The following is a 16,156-nucleotide window of genomic DNA, read 5'->3' as shown; positions in this document are numbered from 1 at the left end:
GGCCGGCCTGCCGCAGCCAGTCGGCGGGTCGCTCAGGGCGACCAGTCCGGCCGTCGCCGGGCCGTGCGGCCGGCGGCGGTTCGACGCTGGTGCCGCTCGTGGCGCCGTGCCGTCCGGAAGGCTCCTCCTCGTCGGCCGCTCGTCGGCCCCGGGCTGGCGCGTCCTCCAGACCGGCCGGGCGGTGGGCCCGCACCGGCGTGTCCGGTCCGCCAGCCGGGCGGCGGTCGGCCGGCGGCCGCTCCGCCTCGGGTGTCGCGCGACGGCCACGAGCCGCAGCGGCCGCGTCGTCCTCGACGGCCCGGCGTCCCCGAGGGTCGTTCCCGCCGCGAACCGGCGCGACCGGGTTGCCGGACGGCACGCCGGGGACCTGGGGCGCGTTGCCGGACAGCGGCACCACCGGGGGGCCTTCCTCGGTCTCGACGGCACGCCGGCGACCTACCCGCCGGCCACCGGCCGGCGCACCGACCGGCCCGCCGGCGGCCGGGGTGGTGCCCGGCGGACCGGCGGCCGGCGGGCCGGCAGCGGAATCGGCCGGACGGGGACCGACCGGCCCGGCGAAGCGTCCGGCACGGCCGTCCGGATTTCGCGCCGCATCGCCGCGGTCCGGCGGGAGCCGCCCAGCGGTCACATCCGGCGGAACCGGGCCCTGGGTCGGTTCGGCCGCCCGGGGTCCCCGGCGGGGACCAGCGGGTGCGCCGTTGGGCCGGCCGCCAGGCATTCGGCGCTGCCCGGGCGGACCCGACACCGGGCCGACGGGGGCACCAGGCATCGGACCGGCCGGCGCACCGGAAGTCGGACCGGCAGTCGGCACCGGCCGAGGGCCGGGCGGTGCGGGCGGAACCGGCTCGCCGGGGCGCGTCTGCCGGCCGGACGGACCGGCGGCATGGGGCTGCTGCGGCCAGCCGGCCGGCGGCGTGTTCGGCGCACCGGGCTCACGGCGGACGACGGGCGGCGGGCCGGCCGGTGGCCGCTCCCGGGGACCCACGGGCGGCGGGCCGGCCGGTGGCCGCGCGGACGGGTTTCCCGGCCAGGGACCGTCGACCGGGCGTGCGCGTGGCGGTTCGGCAGCTCCCCGACGCGGCGGGGGGCCAGCGGGCGAGTCCGGTGGTGCGGGATGACCGGGCGGCACCTGCCCGCGTCCGCCGGGCGGCGGTGGGACAGATCCGCCCGGTCCCCGACTGCCGGGCGGGGGTGGCACGGGTCCGCCCGGTCCCGGGCGGCCGGCCGGCGCCGGAACGGGACGGGTGGGCGGAGCCTGACCTGGTCGCTCCGACCCGCTCCGGGGTGGAGCGGTCGCGCCCGGTGCCGGCGCGCCACCCTCGGGACCCAGCTCTGCGCGCTGCTGCTTGGCAGAGCGGAGGTCGTCGATCCAACCGAAGTCCTCGCCGCCGCCCGACTCCTCCGGGGCCGGCTCTGCTTTGCCCCGGCCCCAGCGGCGAACCTTGCCCCGCCGCTCGTCCGGGCCGTCGTCCGGTCGCTCCGACGATCTCACTGTTGACCCCTCCCGTCGGCGCTGGCGCCGACCTGATCCGCCGCGTCGGCGTCGGTAGCCGTCAAGCGGTCGCCGTCGACCTCGGACGGCGTCGGCGTCTCCGCCCGGCCGCCCACCGTCGACGCAGCCGTGCCGGCCGGGGTCGGCAACCCACGGACGATGCGGCGCAGCAACGGCAGCCGGGTGGCCACCGATCGCTCCGCGCCGTGCTGGCTCGGTCGGTAGTAGTCGGTGCCGACCAGGTCGTCCGGCACGTACTGCTGGGCCACCACCCCCCGGTGGTCGTCATGCGGGTAGCGGTAGCCGGTGCCGTGCCCGAGACCCCGGGCACCGGCGTAGTGCGCGTCCCGCAGGCCCCGGGGAACCGGGCCGCCCCGGCCCGACCGCACGTCGGCGATCGCCGCGCCGATCGCGGTGGTGGCCGAGTTGGACTTGGGCGCGGTGGCCAGGTGGATCACCGCCTGGGCCAGGTTGAGCTGCGCCTCCGGCAGTCCCACGTACTCCACCGCGTGTGCGGCCGCGGCGGCCACACCGAGAGCGCCGGGGTCGGCCATGCCCACGTCCTCGCTGGCGAAGATGACCAGCCGCCGCGCGATGAACCTCGCGTCCTCCCCCGCGACCAGCATCCGGGCCAGCCAGTGCAGCGCGGCGTCCACGTCGGAACCCCGCAGGCTCTTGATGAAGGCGCTGGTCACGTCGTAATGTGCGTCACCCGCCCGGTCGTAGCGGACGGCCGCCGTGTCCACCGCCCGCTCGGCGGTGGACAGGTCGATCAGCCCACCACCCAACGCGGTCGCCGAGGCGGCCGCCGCCTCCAGCGCCGTGAGCGCCTTGCGGACGTCCCCGCCGGCCAGCCGGACCAGGTGGTCCTCGGCCTCCGGCGCGAGGGTGAACGCGCCGGCCAGACCACGCTCGTCGACCATCGCCCGGCGCAACAGCCGGCGTACGGCCGTGTCGTCGAGCGGCTGGAGGGTGAGCAGTACGCAGCGGGACAGCAGCGGGGAGATGACCGAGAAGTACGGGTTTTCCGTGGTGGCCGCCAGCAGCGTGACGGTCCGGTCCTCGACCGCGGCGAGCAGCGAATCCTGCTGGGTCTTACTGAACCGATGCACCTCGTCGATGAAGAGCACCGTCTGCGGGCCGCCCGAACGCCGCTGCCGCCGAGCCGTGTCGATCACCGCCCGGACGTCCTTCACCCCGGCCGAGAGCGCCGACATGGCCACGAAGCGCCGGTCGGTGGCCCCGGCCACCAGGTGGGCGATGGTGGTCTTGCCGCTGCCCGGCGGGCCCCACAGGATGACCGACATCGGCGCGTTGCCGCCGACCAGTTGCCGCAGCGGCGCACCAGGGGTGAGCAGGTGATCCTGACCGACGAGTTCGTCCAGGTTGGCCGGGCGCATCCGGACGGGCAACGGCGAGTCCGGACCCACCGCGCCGAAGCCGCCGAAGCCGCCGACGCCACCGGAACCCGCGAGCGCACTGGGTGCTGCTGCGGGTTCACCGAGGGTGAACAGGGCGTCGGACTCCATCACGAGAACAGTACCGGGCTCGGCCGACAACGCCGGAATCGCGCCGCCGACCGAGCCCGTGACGATCGTTTCCGGTCAGCCACGCCCCGGGCGACGGCCCCGGTACCAGCGGCCACCGCCACCGCCGCCGCCACCCGGCCCCCGGCCGACACCGGCCAGGTAGAGCGAGAGCAGCAACAGACCGATCAGCACCAGGGTGTTCCAGTTGAACAGGTCCGGCGCGCCGAGGTTGGTGTCGAGCAGGTCGAGCAGCAGGGCGAAGCCAAAAACGGCGGCTGCGGCGATGGCGAGCATGGCGTTCCTCCGGTGGGGGTTCCAGTAGGTCGGCCCCGATGTACCCGATCGGTCGGCTCGCCAATCTCCACGGTGGATCACCTCGCCCTGCCGCCGCCACGACGACAGCCACGCCTACGCTGAAGCCATGATCATCGCCGACGAGGTACTCGACGGGCGGGACGCCGTCCTGACCGCCGCGGACCGTCACCCGTTCGTCCGGCATTCGCTGCCGCGCCGCGAACCGGTACGGGGCTGGCGGCGCGCCGACACCGTGTGCTGGCTGCTCTCCGTCGAGCAGGGCCCGATCGGTGGCGTGATCGGGACGCCGCCCACGGCGGTCGAGCTGGCCGGCGCGCTGGCCGCCGAACGGCTGGTCGACGCCGGGCGCTGGGTGCACCTGCCCCGGACGGATCCGGCGGCGCTCGGTGCTGCCGTGGCCGGGTACGAGAACTGGGATTTTCTCTGGACGAGCACGGCGTCGCCCACGTCGCAGCCCGGACAGGAGCGGGTGGTCCGGTTGACCGAGGCGGACCACCCCGCCCTGACCGCGCTCATCGACGAGGCGTTCCCCACCAGCACGGCGCGCCCCGGCGATCCCCGGGTGCTCGACTGGTACGGCATCCGCGAGGGTGACCGGCTGGTCGCCTGCGGCGCCGATCGCACCCGGGGTGAGGTCGGTTTCCTCGCCGGGCTGACCGTGGCGCCGGCGCACCGGGGTCGCGGGCTGGGCGCGGCGCTCACCGCCGGCATGACCCGGGCGTTGGCGGCCCGGTACGACGTGGTGGCGCTGGGCGTCTACCCGAGCAACGTGGGGGCGGTCCGGCTCTACCGGCGGCTCGGCTACACCGGCACCTTCCCACTCACCTCGGTCCGCTTCGGCTGACCGGCAGCCAACCGCCCGGCCCGCCAGGCCGGCAGGTACAGCGGCGCGGCGACCGCCAGCACCACCGCGCCGATCAGCATCGCCGTGCTCACCCCGGCCCGGTCGCCGACGAAGCCGAGCACCACCCCACCGAGGGCACCGGCGGGCAGCGCCACCATCGAGTTCACCGAGACCACGCTGGTCCGGTACGGGCCGTCGACCTGTCGGTGCAGCAGCCCCATGTGCAGCGGGTTGGACGCGCCGTGCACGGCGTAACAGGCGACGAAGGCGATCAGCACCCCGACCGGGCCGGCGAACAGGGCCATGCCGACCACGGTGGCCCCTTGCGCGATCCGCAGCAGCGCCGCGCCGGGCGCGGCACCGAGCCAGCGGAGGAGCAGCGGGGTGAGCGCCGCACCGCCGGCCGAGGCGAGCCAGGCAACCGTGCTGGCCGGGCCGAGCAGGGCGGCGGCCCGGTCGGCGTCGCCCAGCACCTCGGCCAGCCGCACCGGCAGCAGCCCCTCGAAGGTGACCATCCCGAAGCCCCAGAACAGCTCGACCGCGACCAGGGCGAGCAGCACCCGGGAGCGACGGAGCAGGCCGAACGCCTCGCCGACCATCCTCGGCGCGGACCGGATCGACGCCCGTAGCGCACCCGGGCCAGTCGCCGGACGCTGCTCCACCAGCAGCGTCAACAGCGCGACCAGGGCGACCGCCTGAAGCCCGACCGCGGCAACGATCGGTGTGGTCAGCGCGCTGACCGGACCGATCGGGCCGAGGGCCACCAGGCCGCCGCTGAGCAGGGCACCGGCCGCGATGCTCAGGCCGAGCACCGTGCCGCCCTGGCCGAGCCCCTTCTCGTACTTGGCGTCCGGGTCGGCGGCGAGGGTGCTGTCGACGTACCAGGACTCCAGGGGGCCGCTGTCCAGCGCGCGGAACACCCCTTGCAACGCCCAGACGGTGGCCAGCAGGACGAACGAATCCGCCACCACCAACAGGCTCATCGAAACGAGGCCCACCACGCTCGCCGTCACCAGCACCGGCTTGCGGCCCAGGGCGTCGGCGAACCCGCCGGTGGGCAGCTCCAGGGCGAGCACCACCAATCCCTGGGCGGCGGCGGCCATGCCGATCTGGGTCAGCGTCAGGCCCCGTTCCTGCATCAGCAGGATGATCACCGGAATCATCAGACCGGTCGGCAGCCAGCGCAGGCCGTGCAGGACCAGGTAACGACGCCGGACCTGGCGTACCGATATCGCGCTCATCGCTTGCCTCCGAGCAGCAGTGGAAGGGAGGCGAGGAAGATCTGCACCTGCTCGGCCCCGGGCTCGTCCGGATCGGCCTCGGCGCGGTAGCGCTCAAGGATGCGCCACAGCTCCGCCTGGAGTTCCTTGAGCCGGTCGGCCGGGATGGTCATGAAGGAGTCGCTCATGCCGAAGGCGTCGCGCCAGGCCGGCGGCCACTCGTCGCGGACGGCGGACCAGCGCTCGGTGTGCTCGACGAACTGGCGTACCTGCTCGGCCTGGATCCACTCCACCGCGGCCCTGGCGTCCGGATCATCGTCGAAGTCGGTGTTCTCCCAGCTGGTGATGTCGTGCGCGGCTCGCCACCAGCGCTGCCGGGCGGTGCCCCGGTCGGGTTCCTCGACGACCAGCCCAACGTCGGCCAACTGACGCAGGTGGTAACTGGTGGCGCCGGTGTTGGTGTCGAGCAGCCCGGCGAGGGTGGTGGCCGTCGACGGACCCTGCACGCGTAACGCGCCGAGCAGCCGCGCCCGCAGGGGGTGCGCCAGGACGCGGACCTGCCGGTGGTCGATCCGGACCCGGCGCGGCGCGGGTCGCTTCCCTTCATCTCCCATGGATGCACAATATCTCTGCACAATCTCTATGCACAATAGTTGTGCATAGAGATTGTGCATGATGGCACAGCCGGATCAGCTCGACAGGCGGCGCGGCAGATACAGCGGGCGGGGCGGAAGGTCTCGGCAGGCGGCGCGGAAGGCACGGCAGCCAGGCCGGCAGGACTCGGCAGGCGGCGCGGAAGGCACGGCAGGCGGAGCGCGGCAGGTCTCGGCAGCCAGGCCGGCAGTTGGTCGCCTGCGGATCAGGCGGCGAGCAGTTCGGTGACGCCGCGCAGTCGGGTGCCCAGCAGGCCGGCGGCGCGGGCGGAATCGAGACGCACCTCGGTGGGGCGGACCAGTCCGGCGGCGGCACCGGTGGTGGTCTTCAGGCCACCCGGGTCGATGCCCTCCCGACGGGCCACCAGCAGGCCCAGCTCGGCCCGGCTGACCGCGTCCGGGCCGGCGACGTTGAGCGGTCCGGCGTAACCGGAGGGCACCAGTTCCAGTACGGCGGCGGCGAGGTCACCCACGTCGATCGGGCAGCGCAGCTCGTCGGTGAACAGGGCCGCCCGCCCGGCCAGCGCGTCCCGGCAGAGCTGGATCTGCTTGCTCCCCTCCCCGACGATCAGCGAGGTACGCACCAGCACGGCGGCCGGATCGATCGCCCGCACCGCCGTCTCCGCCGCCGCCTTCGCCGCACCGTACGGGAAGATCGGAGTGGGCGGGTCGTCATCGCCGTACGCGTCGGGGCGCCCGGCGTGCAGCGCGTCGCTGGAGATGTGCACCAGCCGCGCGCCCACCTGCCCGGCGGCGTACGCGACGTGCGCCGCTCCGTCGGCGGTGACCGCCCAGTCGCCGTACCGGTAGGGGGTGCCGATCACGGCATTGGGGCGTACCGCCGCGACCAGCGCGGCCACCGCGGCCCGGTCGGTCACGTCCAGCCGGCGGACCGCCACCCCCGGCACCCCGACCGCACCCGAGTGGTACGTCCCCACCACCGACCACCCCCGCGACACCGCTCCGCGGCACACCTCCCGCCCGAGAAACCCGCTACCACCCACCACCAGCACCCGCACCCCGCACCCCACTCCTCTGGTTGATCAAGAAGTTTCGTCACCGGAACAGCCGAATCATGACGCAAACTTCTTGGTCAACAACCCGGAGGGGTGCGGTCAGGTGGGGGTGGCGACCGGGGCGGCGGGGCCGGCGGTGCCGGTGTGCGGGGCCTGCTGGGGCTTGGGTTTGGCGTCGACGCCGGCCTCGGTGCGCTGCTGGGCGGTGATGGGGGTGGGTGCGCCGGTGAGCGGGTCGAAGCCGCCCCGGGTCTTCGGGAAAGCGATCACCTCGCGGATCGAGTCGGCACCGGCGAGCAGCATGCAGGTCCGGTCCCAGCCGAACGCGATGCCGCCGTGCGGCGGCGGCCCGTAACTGAACGCCTCCAGCAGGAAGCCGAACTTGTCCTGCGCCTCCTCGGGCGTGATGCCGAGCAGGGCGAAAACCCGCTGCTGCACGTCGCGACGGTGGATACGGATCGAGCCGCCGCCGATCTCGTTGCCGTTGCAGACGATGTCGTACGCGTAGGCGAGTGCCCGGTCCGGCGCCTCCTCGAACCGGTCGACCCACTCGGCGTTCGGCGAGGTGAACGGGTGGTGCACGGCCGTCCAGCCGCCCGCTCCGCCGTTCTCCTGGTCGGAGACCCGCTCGAACATCGGGGCGTCGACCACCCAGCAGAACGCCCAGGCGCTGTCGTCGACCAGGCCGGCGCGCTTGGCGATCTCGATCCGGGCCGCGCCGAGCAGCTCCTGCGCCTCCCGGGTCTCCGCACTCGCGGCGAAGAAGATCGCGTCACCCGGCTTGGCACCGACCGCGTCGGCCAACCCGGCCAGGTGCTCCGCCGACAGGTTCTTCGCCACCGGCCCGCGCGCCTCACCGGTCTCGGCGTCGAGCACCACGTACGCCAGGCCCTTCGCGCCGCGCGCCTTGGCCCAGTCCTGCCAGCCGTCCAGCTCCTTGCGGGACTGCGCGGCACCGCCGGGCATCACCACCGCGCCGACGTAGCCGCCCGCGTCGATCGCCCCGGCGAAGACCCGGAACTGGGTACCGCGCAGGTAGTCGGTCAGCTCCGTCAACTCGACGCCGTAGCGCAGGTCCGGCTTGTCCGAGCCGTACCGCGCCATGGCGTCGTGCCAGGTGATCCGCGGGATCGGTCGGGGGATCTCGTACCCGGCCAGCTCCGACCAGAGTGCGGCGATGATCGCCTCGCCGAGGTCGATCACGTCGTCCTGGGTGACGAAGGACATCTCGATGTCGAGCTGGGTGAACTCCGGTTGCCGGTCGGCCCGGAAGTCCTCGTCGCGGTAGCAGCGGGCGATCTGGTAGTAGCGCTCCATGCCGCCGACCATCAGCAGCTGCTTGAACAACTGCGGCGACTGCGGCAGCGCGTACCAGCTGCCGGGCTGCAACCGGACCGGGACCAGGAAGTCGCGGGCGCCCTCGGGCGTGGAGCGGGTCAGCGTCGGCGTCTCGATCTCCAGGAAGTCCCGCTCGTGCAGCACCGTGCGGGCCAACTGGTTGGCCCGCGAGCGCAGCCGCATGGCCCGGGCCGGGCCGCTGCGCCGCAGGTCGAGGTAGCGGTACTTGAGCCGGATGTCGTCGCCGGCCACCACCTGGTCGTCCACCGGCAGCGGCAGCGGCGCGGACTCGGAGAGCACCTCCAGCTCGGTCGCGGTCACCTCGATCTCGCCGGTGGGCAGCTCCGGGTTCTCGTTGCCCTCGGGCCGCCGGGTGACCTCGCCGACGACCTTGACGCAGTACTCGTTGCGCAGGGCGTGGGCGTCCTCCTCGCGAAGGACCACCTGAACCACGCCGGAGCCGTCCCGCAGGTCGACGAAGATGACCCCGCCGTGGTCGCGCCGGCGGGCCACCCAGCCGGCGAGCGTCACCGTGGTGCCGGCGTCCGTCGCGCGCAGGCTGCCGGCGTCATGGGTACGGATCACGGCGTACGTCTCCCTCGTCTGCTTTACATCTCTGCTCCCGGCATTCTGTCAGCACCCACCCGCCCCCGTTCCCGGGGTGCAAGGAAGGGCCCCCTGTTAACGCCTGGTGTATAGGAAGGGCCCCCTGTTAACACCCGCCCCGCCCGGCACACGGGCAGGGCGGCAGACGACGGCACACGGGCGGGCCGCCGGAGGAGGAATCCGGCGGCCCGCTGGTGGAGGAGAAGATCTGCGTAAGACGGAGGTCAGTAGACGCTGACGCCGTAGCGGCTCAGCACCGGCCCGACCGGCTGGAAGTAGGTCGTGCCGCCGGTGGAGCAGTTGCCGCTGCCGCCGGAGGTCAGGCCGAGCGCCGTGCCGCCGCTGAACAGCGAGCCGCCGCTGTCGCCGGGCTGGGCGCAGATGTTGGTGCGGATCAGGCCCCGGACCTGGCCCTCGGCGTAGTTGACCGTGGCGTTGAGCGCCTGCACCGAGCCGCTGCGCAGGCCGGTGGTGCTGCCGGAACGCTGCGCGGATTGGCCGACGTAGGCGTTGCCGGAGCCGGTGATGTCCCGGAAGCTGCCGTTGTAGAGCGAGACGTTGCCCGGCTGCACGGTGCTCTGGTTGCTGTACCGGACGATGCCGTAGTCGCTGCCCGGGAAGACGCTGCCGGCACGGGAGCCGAGCAGCGAGGTCTGGCCCGAGTTGCTGTACCAGTTCGCGGCGATGTTGGTGCAGTGCCCGGCGGTGATGAAGTAGTAGGTGCTGCCGGCACGCACGTTGAAGCCGAGCGAGCAGCGTCCGCCGCCCTGGGCGTAGATGGCCTGGCCACCGGAGATGCGGGTGCTCAGCACGCCGGCCTCGGCCTCGATGCGCACCGCGCCGTTGGTCCGTGCGGCGGCGGCCTTGACCCGCTCCAGCTTCGCGCCGGTCACCGTGCTGTCCACGGAGACGACGACCTGGTTGGTGGCCGGGTCGGTCCACCAGGCGGTGCCGGGGATCGCGGCGGAGCGGTCCAGCTCGGCGGCGGCCCGGTTCAGCTCGGCGGCGCCGCGCTTGACGAGCTTCGGGACGGCGCCGGCGGCGGCCACCTGGCGGGCCGCGACGGCGTCGGTCACCGTGACGACCATCTTGCCGCTGGCGTCGGAGTACGCGCCGGCGGCGCGGTCACCGAGCCGCTCCGCGACGGCGGTCGCGGTGTCGGGCGAGGCGGACGCGGGCGCCGCATGGGCCGGCACGCCGGCCAGCACGCCGGTCACCAGGGTTCCGGCCGCGGCGACGGTGACGACGCGGCGCAGCATTGACCTTGTGGGTCGCATGTAACAGCCTCCCGGATGGGGGTTAGGGGCCCTGTCATGGCGACAGAGGCGGGGGCAACTCGACCACCTGGGGAAATGGCCAAGCGAGGGAAAGTATTCACATATTTAAGATCGTAAGCAAGACCCCCCTTTGCCCGAATTCACCCATCGCCCCCAGGTAACCCCTGCGCAACATTGTGGACACAGAAAGTCATCTATACGCTCCGGTAACCGCCACCATCCGGCAACCGTGAACCGGAGGCCACCATGACCCTCGTCCGACGCACGCTGGCCACCCTCGCCGGCGTCACCGCTCTCGTCCTGCTCGTCACCAGTCCGGCCGCGGCCGACCCCGGCCCGCCGCCGACCTCGATGGCGAGTCTCGGTGACTCCATCACCCGCGGCTTCAACGCCTGCGGGTGGTACGTCGACTGCACCGCCCGCTCGTTCAGCACCGGCAGCTACTCCACGGTGAACAGTCACTACCTGCGCATCCGTGCGGTCAGCCCGGGCATCAACGGCCGCAACCACAACGCCGCCAGCACCGGGGCGAAGTCCGCCGACCTGTACGGCCAGGCCGGCACCGCGGTCAACCAGGGGGTCGGTTACGTGACCATCCTGATCGGCGCCAACGACGCCTGCACCAGCTCGGAGTCGACGATGACCTCGCCGGCCACCTTCCGGGCCAACATCGACGCCGGCCTGAACCGGCTCAAGACCGGTCTACCGAACGCGAAGGTCTACGTGATCAGCATCCCGGACGTGCACCGACTCTGGTCGGTCGGCAGGGGCAGCAGCAGCGCCCGCACCGCCTGGTCGCTCTTCGGCATCTGCCAGTCCATCCTGGCCAACCCGACCTCCACCGCTCAGGCCGACGTCGACCGGCGCAACCGGGTGCGGCAGCGGGTGATCGACTTCAACGGCCAGCTCGCCGCGGCCTGCGCCGCGTACGGATCGAACTGCAAGTACGACGGAAACGCCGTCTTCGGCTATCCGTTCACCCTCGCCCAGCTCTCCGGCTGGGACTACTTCCACCCCAACACCACCGGCCAGCAGGTCCTGGCCACCGTCTCCTACCCCGCCGGCTTCGCCTGGTAGCCCCGCACCCCCGTAGCGCCGATCTTGCACTTGTGGTCGCTCTGAACCAGGGCACAAGCCCGATAGCGGCGACCACAAGTGCAAGATCGCGCGCGTGGAGAGCGGGCGGGGAGGGAGGGGAGGGCGGGAGGGGGTGGGCGGCTAGCGGGGGTGGGCGGCTAGCGGGGGTGGGCGCCGGGGCCGGGGCGGGGTAGCACGTCGCGGGGCTCGGTAACGTGGTGCCCGGCCGCGCAGTGCAGCTCGACGCTGATCTCGGCACCGCAGTCGCGGTGCCCGACACTGAGCGGCGGCCCCTCCGGATCGGCGAGGTACCGGTCGCCCCAGGCGAGCACCGCGACCAGCACCGGCCACAGGTTCAGCCCCTTGGCGGTGAGCCGGTACTCGTGACGTAGCCGGCTACCCGGCTCACGGTACGGCTCACGGCGCAGCACCTCCTGCTCGACCAGGCCGGCCAGCCGGTTGGTCAGCACCTGCCGGGGAATACCGGTACGCAGCCGCATGTCGTCGAAGCGGCGCACCCCGCTGAACACCTCGCGCAGCACGACCAGGGTCCACTTCTCGCCGAGGATCTCCATCGCGCGGGCAACCGTGCAGTTGTCGACCGACCAGTCCAGGGCCGCGGGTCTCATGCTCGCCAGGCTAGTGCGGTGTCCAGGAGCGCTGCCAGTGGCGGGCGGCGAGCGGCGGTTGGCGTGGCTGATGCTGCTGGCCGCTGCGCCGCTTCCACCGCGTCAGGGTCTGTTTGACAGGTCCAACGACCACTGCCAGGCTGAGTCCATGACGCAGACGCAGGATGCGACGCGCAGCCGCACCTTCTCCTGGTCCGATCCGAGCATCAACGCCACGCAGGTCGGTCGGCGCAGCGGACTGGAACTGCTCCGCGCGATGATCGCCGGCGAGCTGGCCGCGCCGCCGGTGATGCACCTGATCGACATGACGCGGATGGCGGCCGACGAGGGGCGCGTCGTGGTCGAACTGGAGCCGCAGGAGTTCCACTACAACCCGCTCGGCACGGTCCACGGTGGGGTGCTGTCCACCCTCCTGGACACCGCCGCGGCCTGCGCCGTGCACACCACCCTGCCGGCCGGCGTCGGGTACACCTCACTGGACCTGAACGTGAAGTTCCTCCGCCCGGTCACCGTGGATTCGGGAACACTGCGCTGCGAGGGGACTGTGCTGCAAAGCGGTCGCCGTACCGCCCTCGCGCAGGCCCGGCTGACCGACGGACGCTCCCGTCTCGTCGCGCACGCCACCTCCACCTGCCTCCTGATGCCCCTGGCGCCCCCCACCGACTGACCGGCAGCCTCGGCGGCCACCCGCCGACCGGCCACCGCACCGCGCCGTGCGCCACGGACCGCATGCGGACCACGCGCAGACAGCGGACCGATGCCGGATGTCGGGCCATCGCCGCAACCGCACCGCCGAGAACACCCCTTGAGCGGCCCCGGGCGCGGTCGGCGTCGAGAGAGCCAGCGACGACCGTACCCGGAGCGCCGACCCGGCTCAGCTCACCAGCGGCTTGAGGTCCGCCCGGGGCGGGGTCCACTCCCCCGCCGCCGCGACGGCCTGCTCGCCCGAACGGATGTCCTTCACCTCGTCGGCCGCGCCTTCGGAGCCCGGGAACCAGACGTACGGGATGCCGCGCCGCTCGGCGTACCGGATCTGCTTGCCGAACTTCGCCGCGCTCGGTGACACCTCGGTAGGGATGCCCCGCGAGCGCAACGCCTCCGCGACGGAGTTGCTGGCCCCCCGCAGCTCCTCGTTGGTCACCGCCACCAGCACGCAGGTCGGCACGTCCCGGGAGACCGACAGCGCGCCCGCGCCGAACAGCAGGCCGAGCAGCCGGGTCACCCCGATCGAGATGCCCACCCCGGGGAAGCTGGCGGCCCCGGCGCTGGCCAGGTTGTCGTACCGGCCGCCGGAGCACACGGAGCCGAACCGCTCGTACCCGACCAGCTGGGTCTCGTAGACGGTGCCGGTGTAGTAGTCCAGGCCACGGGCGATCCGCAGGTCGGCCACGCAGAGGCCCGGCGAGTGCGCGGCGGCGGTCTGCACCACCCGGACCAGCTCCTCGACGCCCTCGTCGAGCAACGGGTCGCTGACCCCCAGCGCGTGTACCGCGTCGGCGAACGAGGGGTCCGCCGCGGAGATCTCGGCCAGCGCCAGGCATGCCTTGGCCTGCGCCTCGCTCGCCCCGGCCGTGGCGGCCAGCAGCTCCGCCACGCCGGCCGGGCCGATCTTGTCGAGCTTGTCCACCGCGCGCAGCGCCGCCTCCGGATCGGTCAATCCGATGCCCCGGTAGAAGCCCTCACAGATCTTGCGGTTGTTCACCTGGATGCGTACCGGCGGGATCGGCAGCGAGCGCAGCGCGTCGCCGATGACCAGCGGCATCTCCGCCTCGTGGTGCGGTGCCAGGGTGTCCCGGTCGACGATGTCGATGTCGGCCTGGAGGAACTCCCGGTACCGCCCCTCCTGTGGGCGCTCGCCACGCCAGACCTTCTGGATCTGGTAGCGGCGGAACGGGAACTGGAGCCGGCCCGCGTTCTCCAGCACGTACCGGGCGAACGGCACGGTCAGGTCGAAGTGCAGGCCGAGGGCGTCGTCACCGGCCGAACCGTCCGGATCGCCGTGCAGGCGCCGGATCACGTAGACCTCCTTCGAGGTCTCCCCCTTGCGCAGCAACTGGTCCAGCGGCTCGACCGCTCGGGTCTCCAGGGGCGCGAAGCCGTACAGCTCGAAGGTGGACCGGATCCGGTCCAGGACGAACTGCTCGATCATCCGCTGGGCGGGCGTCCACTCCGGGAAGCCGGAGATGGGCGTGGGCTTGCTCATGACGTACTCCTTGATCCCGCGCGGGCCGCGCGGTGCGGTCTCGACGCGGCCGTTACAGGCCGCGGGTGGGGGCCGCCGGTCGCGCGCCGCTCATCCCCGCCACCTCGGCGAGGTACGGGTTGGCGGCGCGCTCGCGGCCGATGGTGGTCGCGGGCCCATGGCCGGGCAGTACGACGGTGTCGTCGGCCAGCGGAAGGATCTTGTCCCGCAGGCTGGTGAGCATCGTCGGCATGCTGCCGCCCGGCAGGTCGGTGCGGCCGATCGAGCCGGCGAAGAGCACGTCACCGGAGAGGCAGATCTGCTCCGCCTCCCAGGGCGAGCCGACGCCGGGCAGCCGGAACAGCACCGACCCGCCGGTATGGCCGGGGGCGTGGTCGACGGTGATCTCCAGCCCGGCGAGGGCGAGCGTCATACCGTCGGCCAGCTCGGCCACGTCCTCCGGCTCGGCGTACGGCAGCCGGCCACCGAAGAGCTGCGTGAGGTCCATCGACAGCGCCTTCGCCGGGTCGGCCAGCATCTCCCGGTCGTCCGGATGCACGTACGCGGTGATCCCGCGCGCGCCGCAGACGGGCGCCACGGAGAAGGTGTGATCGAGGTGCCCGTGGGTGAGCAGCACCGCGGCCGGGTGCAGGCGATGCTCGGCGAGCAGCGCGTCGAGCCGGTCGATCACCCCGATGCCGGGGTCGACCACCACGCACTGCTCCCCCGGTCCGGCGGCGACCACGTAGCAGTTGGTGCCGAAGGCGTCCGCGGGAAAGCCGGCCACGAGCACGTCCGCTCCCCTCTCCGTCGAGCCGTCCTCTGCGGGAAGCCTAACCGGCCGCCCCGGTACCGCTCACGCCCATTCGCCCCACCGGCACCATTGCGCACTGACCAATCCCGATGAAGGCGGGTACCGACCTCGTACACCACTTTCACAGCCGCTACCCGTACACTCTGGCGGGCGTGTGGCGTGGCGCACCTGCCGCCCGACGGGTACGCGACCACCAAGTGACGACCAGGGTAGATGAAAGGGGAGCACGGGTGGCTTCCAGCAGGGACCGGCAGCGCAAACTGGCGCGGGCCAAGCTCGACCGGCAACTGGCTCGCCGGGCCTCCGCCGCCAGGCGCCGCCGACGGATCCAGGCCGGTGTCGGTACCGCCCTGATCCTCGTTCTGGTCGTCGCCGGCTCGGCGTGGGCGCTGGGCGCCTTCGACCGGGAGCCGACCGAGGACACCGCCGCCGACGAGGTCTGCCTCTGGACCCCGCAGAACACCGAGGGCAACAGCAACCTCAAAGACGTGGGCGAGCCGGCCACCACCGGCCTGCCGGTGACCGGTACCCGGCCGATGACGATCGTCACCAACCAGGGCGAGCCGGTCTCCGTCGAGCTTGACCTGGCGACCGCGCCATGTGCGGCCGCGAGCATCGCCCACCTGGCGAGCCAGTCGTTCTACGACAACACCAAGTGTCACGAGATCACCGCCGACGGCGCGGTGCGCTGCGGCGACCCGAGCGGCAGCGGTCTGGGTGGACCGGCCTACTCGTTCTACGACGAGAACGTGCCCGACGCCCCGGAGGCGTCGCCGGCGCCCAGCCCGTCCCCGGACGACCCGCCGACGTACCCGAAGGGCACGGTTGCGATGATCGCGAACCCGCCGGGTGCCAACGGCAGCCAGTTCCTGATCTTCTTCAAGGACTTCACCACCACCGAGCCGCGGTTCCCGATCATCGGCAAGGTCACCGCCGGTCTCGACGTCGTCGAGAAGATCGGCGCCCTGCCGACGGTGGACAATGGTGCCGGGGAGAAGGTCAAGCCGGAGAACGACGACGTGGTCATCCAGAGCCTGACCGTCGGCGAACCCGTGCTGGATCCGGCGTCGCCCGCCGATCCCGCCCCCACGGGTACGCCGACCCCGGAGGCCTCAGCGGCCCCTGAGGCCAGCGCGAGCGCCGGCTGACCCAACCGGGAGACCG

General features: G+C 72.9%; 14 protein-coding genes. 4 read left to right on the top strand and 10 right to left on the bottom strand.

Going from position 1 to position 16,156, the window contains the following annotated elements; genetic code table 11:
* Positions 1-1,488: 1,488 nt before the first annotated feature.
* Both BMY89_RS04140 and BMY89_RS04135 read right to left on the bottom strand, forming a co-directional pair.
* The gene (locus tag BMY89_RS04140; RefSeq protein WP_092374909.1) at positions 1,489-3,021 is read right to left on the bottom strand and encodes a replication-associated recombination protein A; all 1,533 of its coding nucleotides are present in this window, start codon (positions 3,019-3,021) and stop codon (positions 1,489-1,491) included.
* Between the two features lie 75 nt (positions 3,022-3,096).
* Positions 3,097-3,315, bottom strand: a complete 219-nt coding sequence (locus BMY89_RS04135) for a hypothetical protein (protein WP_092374907.1) — start codon at positions 3,313-3,315, stop codon at positions 3,097-3,099.
* Positions 3,316-3,442: 127 nt separating this feature from the next.
* Between BMY89_RS04135 and BMY89_RS04130 the strand changes: the two genes are divergently transcribed.
* Positions 3,443-4,180 carry a GNAT family N-acetyltransferase gene (locus BMY89_RS04130; RefSeq protein ID WP_092374905.1) on the top strand — a complete coding sequence of 246 codons (738 nt, stop codon included), beginning with the start codon at positions 3,443-3,445 and terminating at the stop codon, positions 4,178-4,180.
* Here the strand turns inward: BMY89_RS04130 and BMY89_RS04125 are convergent.
* From BMY89_RS04125 to BMY89_RS04105, 5 genes are all read right to left on the bottom strand, one after another.
* Positions 4,138-5,421: an MFS transporter gene (locus BMY89_RS04125; protein WP_092374903.1), complete on the bottom strand. Its 1,284-nt coding sequence runs from the start codon at positions 5,419-5,421 to the stop codon at positions 4,138-4,140. The two genes, BMY89_RS04130 and BMY89_RS04125, sit on opposite strands and share 43 nt — an antisense overlap.
* Entirely contained in the window at positions 5,418-6,014 is a 597-nt protein-coding gene (locus BMY89_RS04120; RefSeq protein ID WP_092374901.1) for an ArsR/SmtB family transcription factor, read from the bottom strand. The genes BMY89_RS04125 and BMY89_RS04120 overlap by 4 nt, the downstream gene beginning before the upstream one ends.
* A gap of 245 nt (positions 6,015-6,259) precedes the next feature.
* Entirely contained in the window at positions 6,260-7,072 is an 813-nt protein-coding gene (locus BMY89_RS04115) for an SDR family oxidoreductase (protein ID WP_092374899.1), read from the bottom strand.
* Between the two features lie 96 nt (positions 7,073-7,168).
* Complete coding sequence (gene aspS, locus BMY89_RS04110) at positions 7,169-8,992, bottom strand: aspartate--tRNA ligase (protein WP_092374897.1); 1,824 nt, start codon at positions 8,990-8,992, stop codon at positions 7,169-7,171.
* Positions 8,993-9,237: 245 nt separating this feature from the next.
* Positions 9,238-10,290 carry a S1 family peptidase gene (locus BMY89_RS04105; RefSeq protein WP_092374895.1) on the bottom strand — a complete coding sequence of 351 codons (1,053 nt, stop codon included), beginning with the start codon at positions 10,288-10,290 and terminating at the stop codon, positions 9,238-9,240.
* A gap of 246 nt (positions 10,291-10,536) precedes the next feature.
* On the opposite strand from BMY89_RS04105, the gene BMY89_RS04100 reads away from it, so the two are divergent.
* Entirely contained in the window at positions 10,537-11,367 is an 831-nt protein-coding gene (locus BMY89_RS04100) for an SGNH/GDSL hydrolase family protein (RefSeq protein WP_092374893.1), read from the top strand.
* A 158-nt stretch (positions 11,368-11,525) separates the two neighbouring features.
* Here the strand turns inward: BMY89_RS04100 and BMY89_RS04095 are convergent, their stop codons facing one another.
* Complete coding sequence (locus BMY89_RS04095) at positions 11,526-11,996, bottom strand: winged helix-turn-helix transcriptional regulator (protein ID WP_092374891.1); 471 nt, start codon at positions 11,994-11,996, stop codon at positions 11,526-11,528.
* Between the two features lie 148 nt (positions 11,997-12,144).
* Between BMY89_RS04095 and BMY89_RS04090 the strand changes: the two genes are divergently transcribed.
* Complete coding sequence (locus BMY89_RS04090; protein WP_092374889.1) at positions 12,145-12,663, top strand: PaaI family thioesterase; 519 nt, start codon at positions 12,145-12,147, stop codon at positions 12,661-12,663.
* 207 nt (positions 12,664-12,870) lie between these two features.
* On the opposite strand, the gene hisS is transcribed toward BMY89_RS04090, so the two are convergent.
* The gene (hisS, locus tag BMY89_RS04085; protein ID WP_092374887.1) at positions 12,871-14,199 is read right to left on the bottom strand and encodes a histidine--tRNA ligase; all 1,329 of its coding nucleotides are present in this window, start codon (positions 14,197-14,199) and stop codon (positions 12,871-12,873) included.
* 52 nt (positions 14,200-14,251) lie between these two features.
* A complete protein-coding gene (locus BMY89_RS04080) occupies positions 14,252-14,971 on the bottom strand; it encodes an MBL fold metallo-hydrolase (RefSeq protein ID WP_092374885.1) in 720 nt (239 codons plus the stop codon).
* 251 nt (positions 14,972-15,222) lie between these two features.
* Between BMY89_RS04080 and BMY89_RS04075 the strand changes: the two genes are divergently transcribed.
* Positions 15,223-16,140 (top strand): peptidylprolyl isomerase, encoded by a 918-nt coding sequence (locus tag BMY89_RS04075; protein WP_092374883.1) that lies wholly within the window; start codon positions 15,223-15,225, stop codon positions 16,138-16,140.
* The last annotated feature ends 16 nt before the right edge of the window (positions 16,141-16,156 follow it).

Source organism: Micromonospora phaseoli (genome assembly GCF_900109115.1).
GTDB lineage: Bacteria > Actinomycetota > Actinomycetes > Mycobacteriales > Micromonosporaceae > Micromonospora > Micromonospora phaseoli.
The sequence above is the reverse complement of the archived record's forward strand: the minus strand, read 5'-3'. Positions and strand labels throughout refer to the sequence as shown.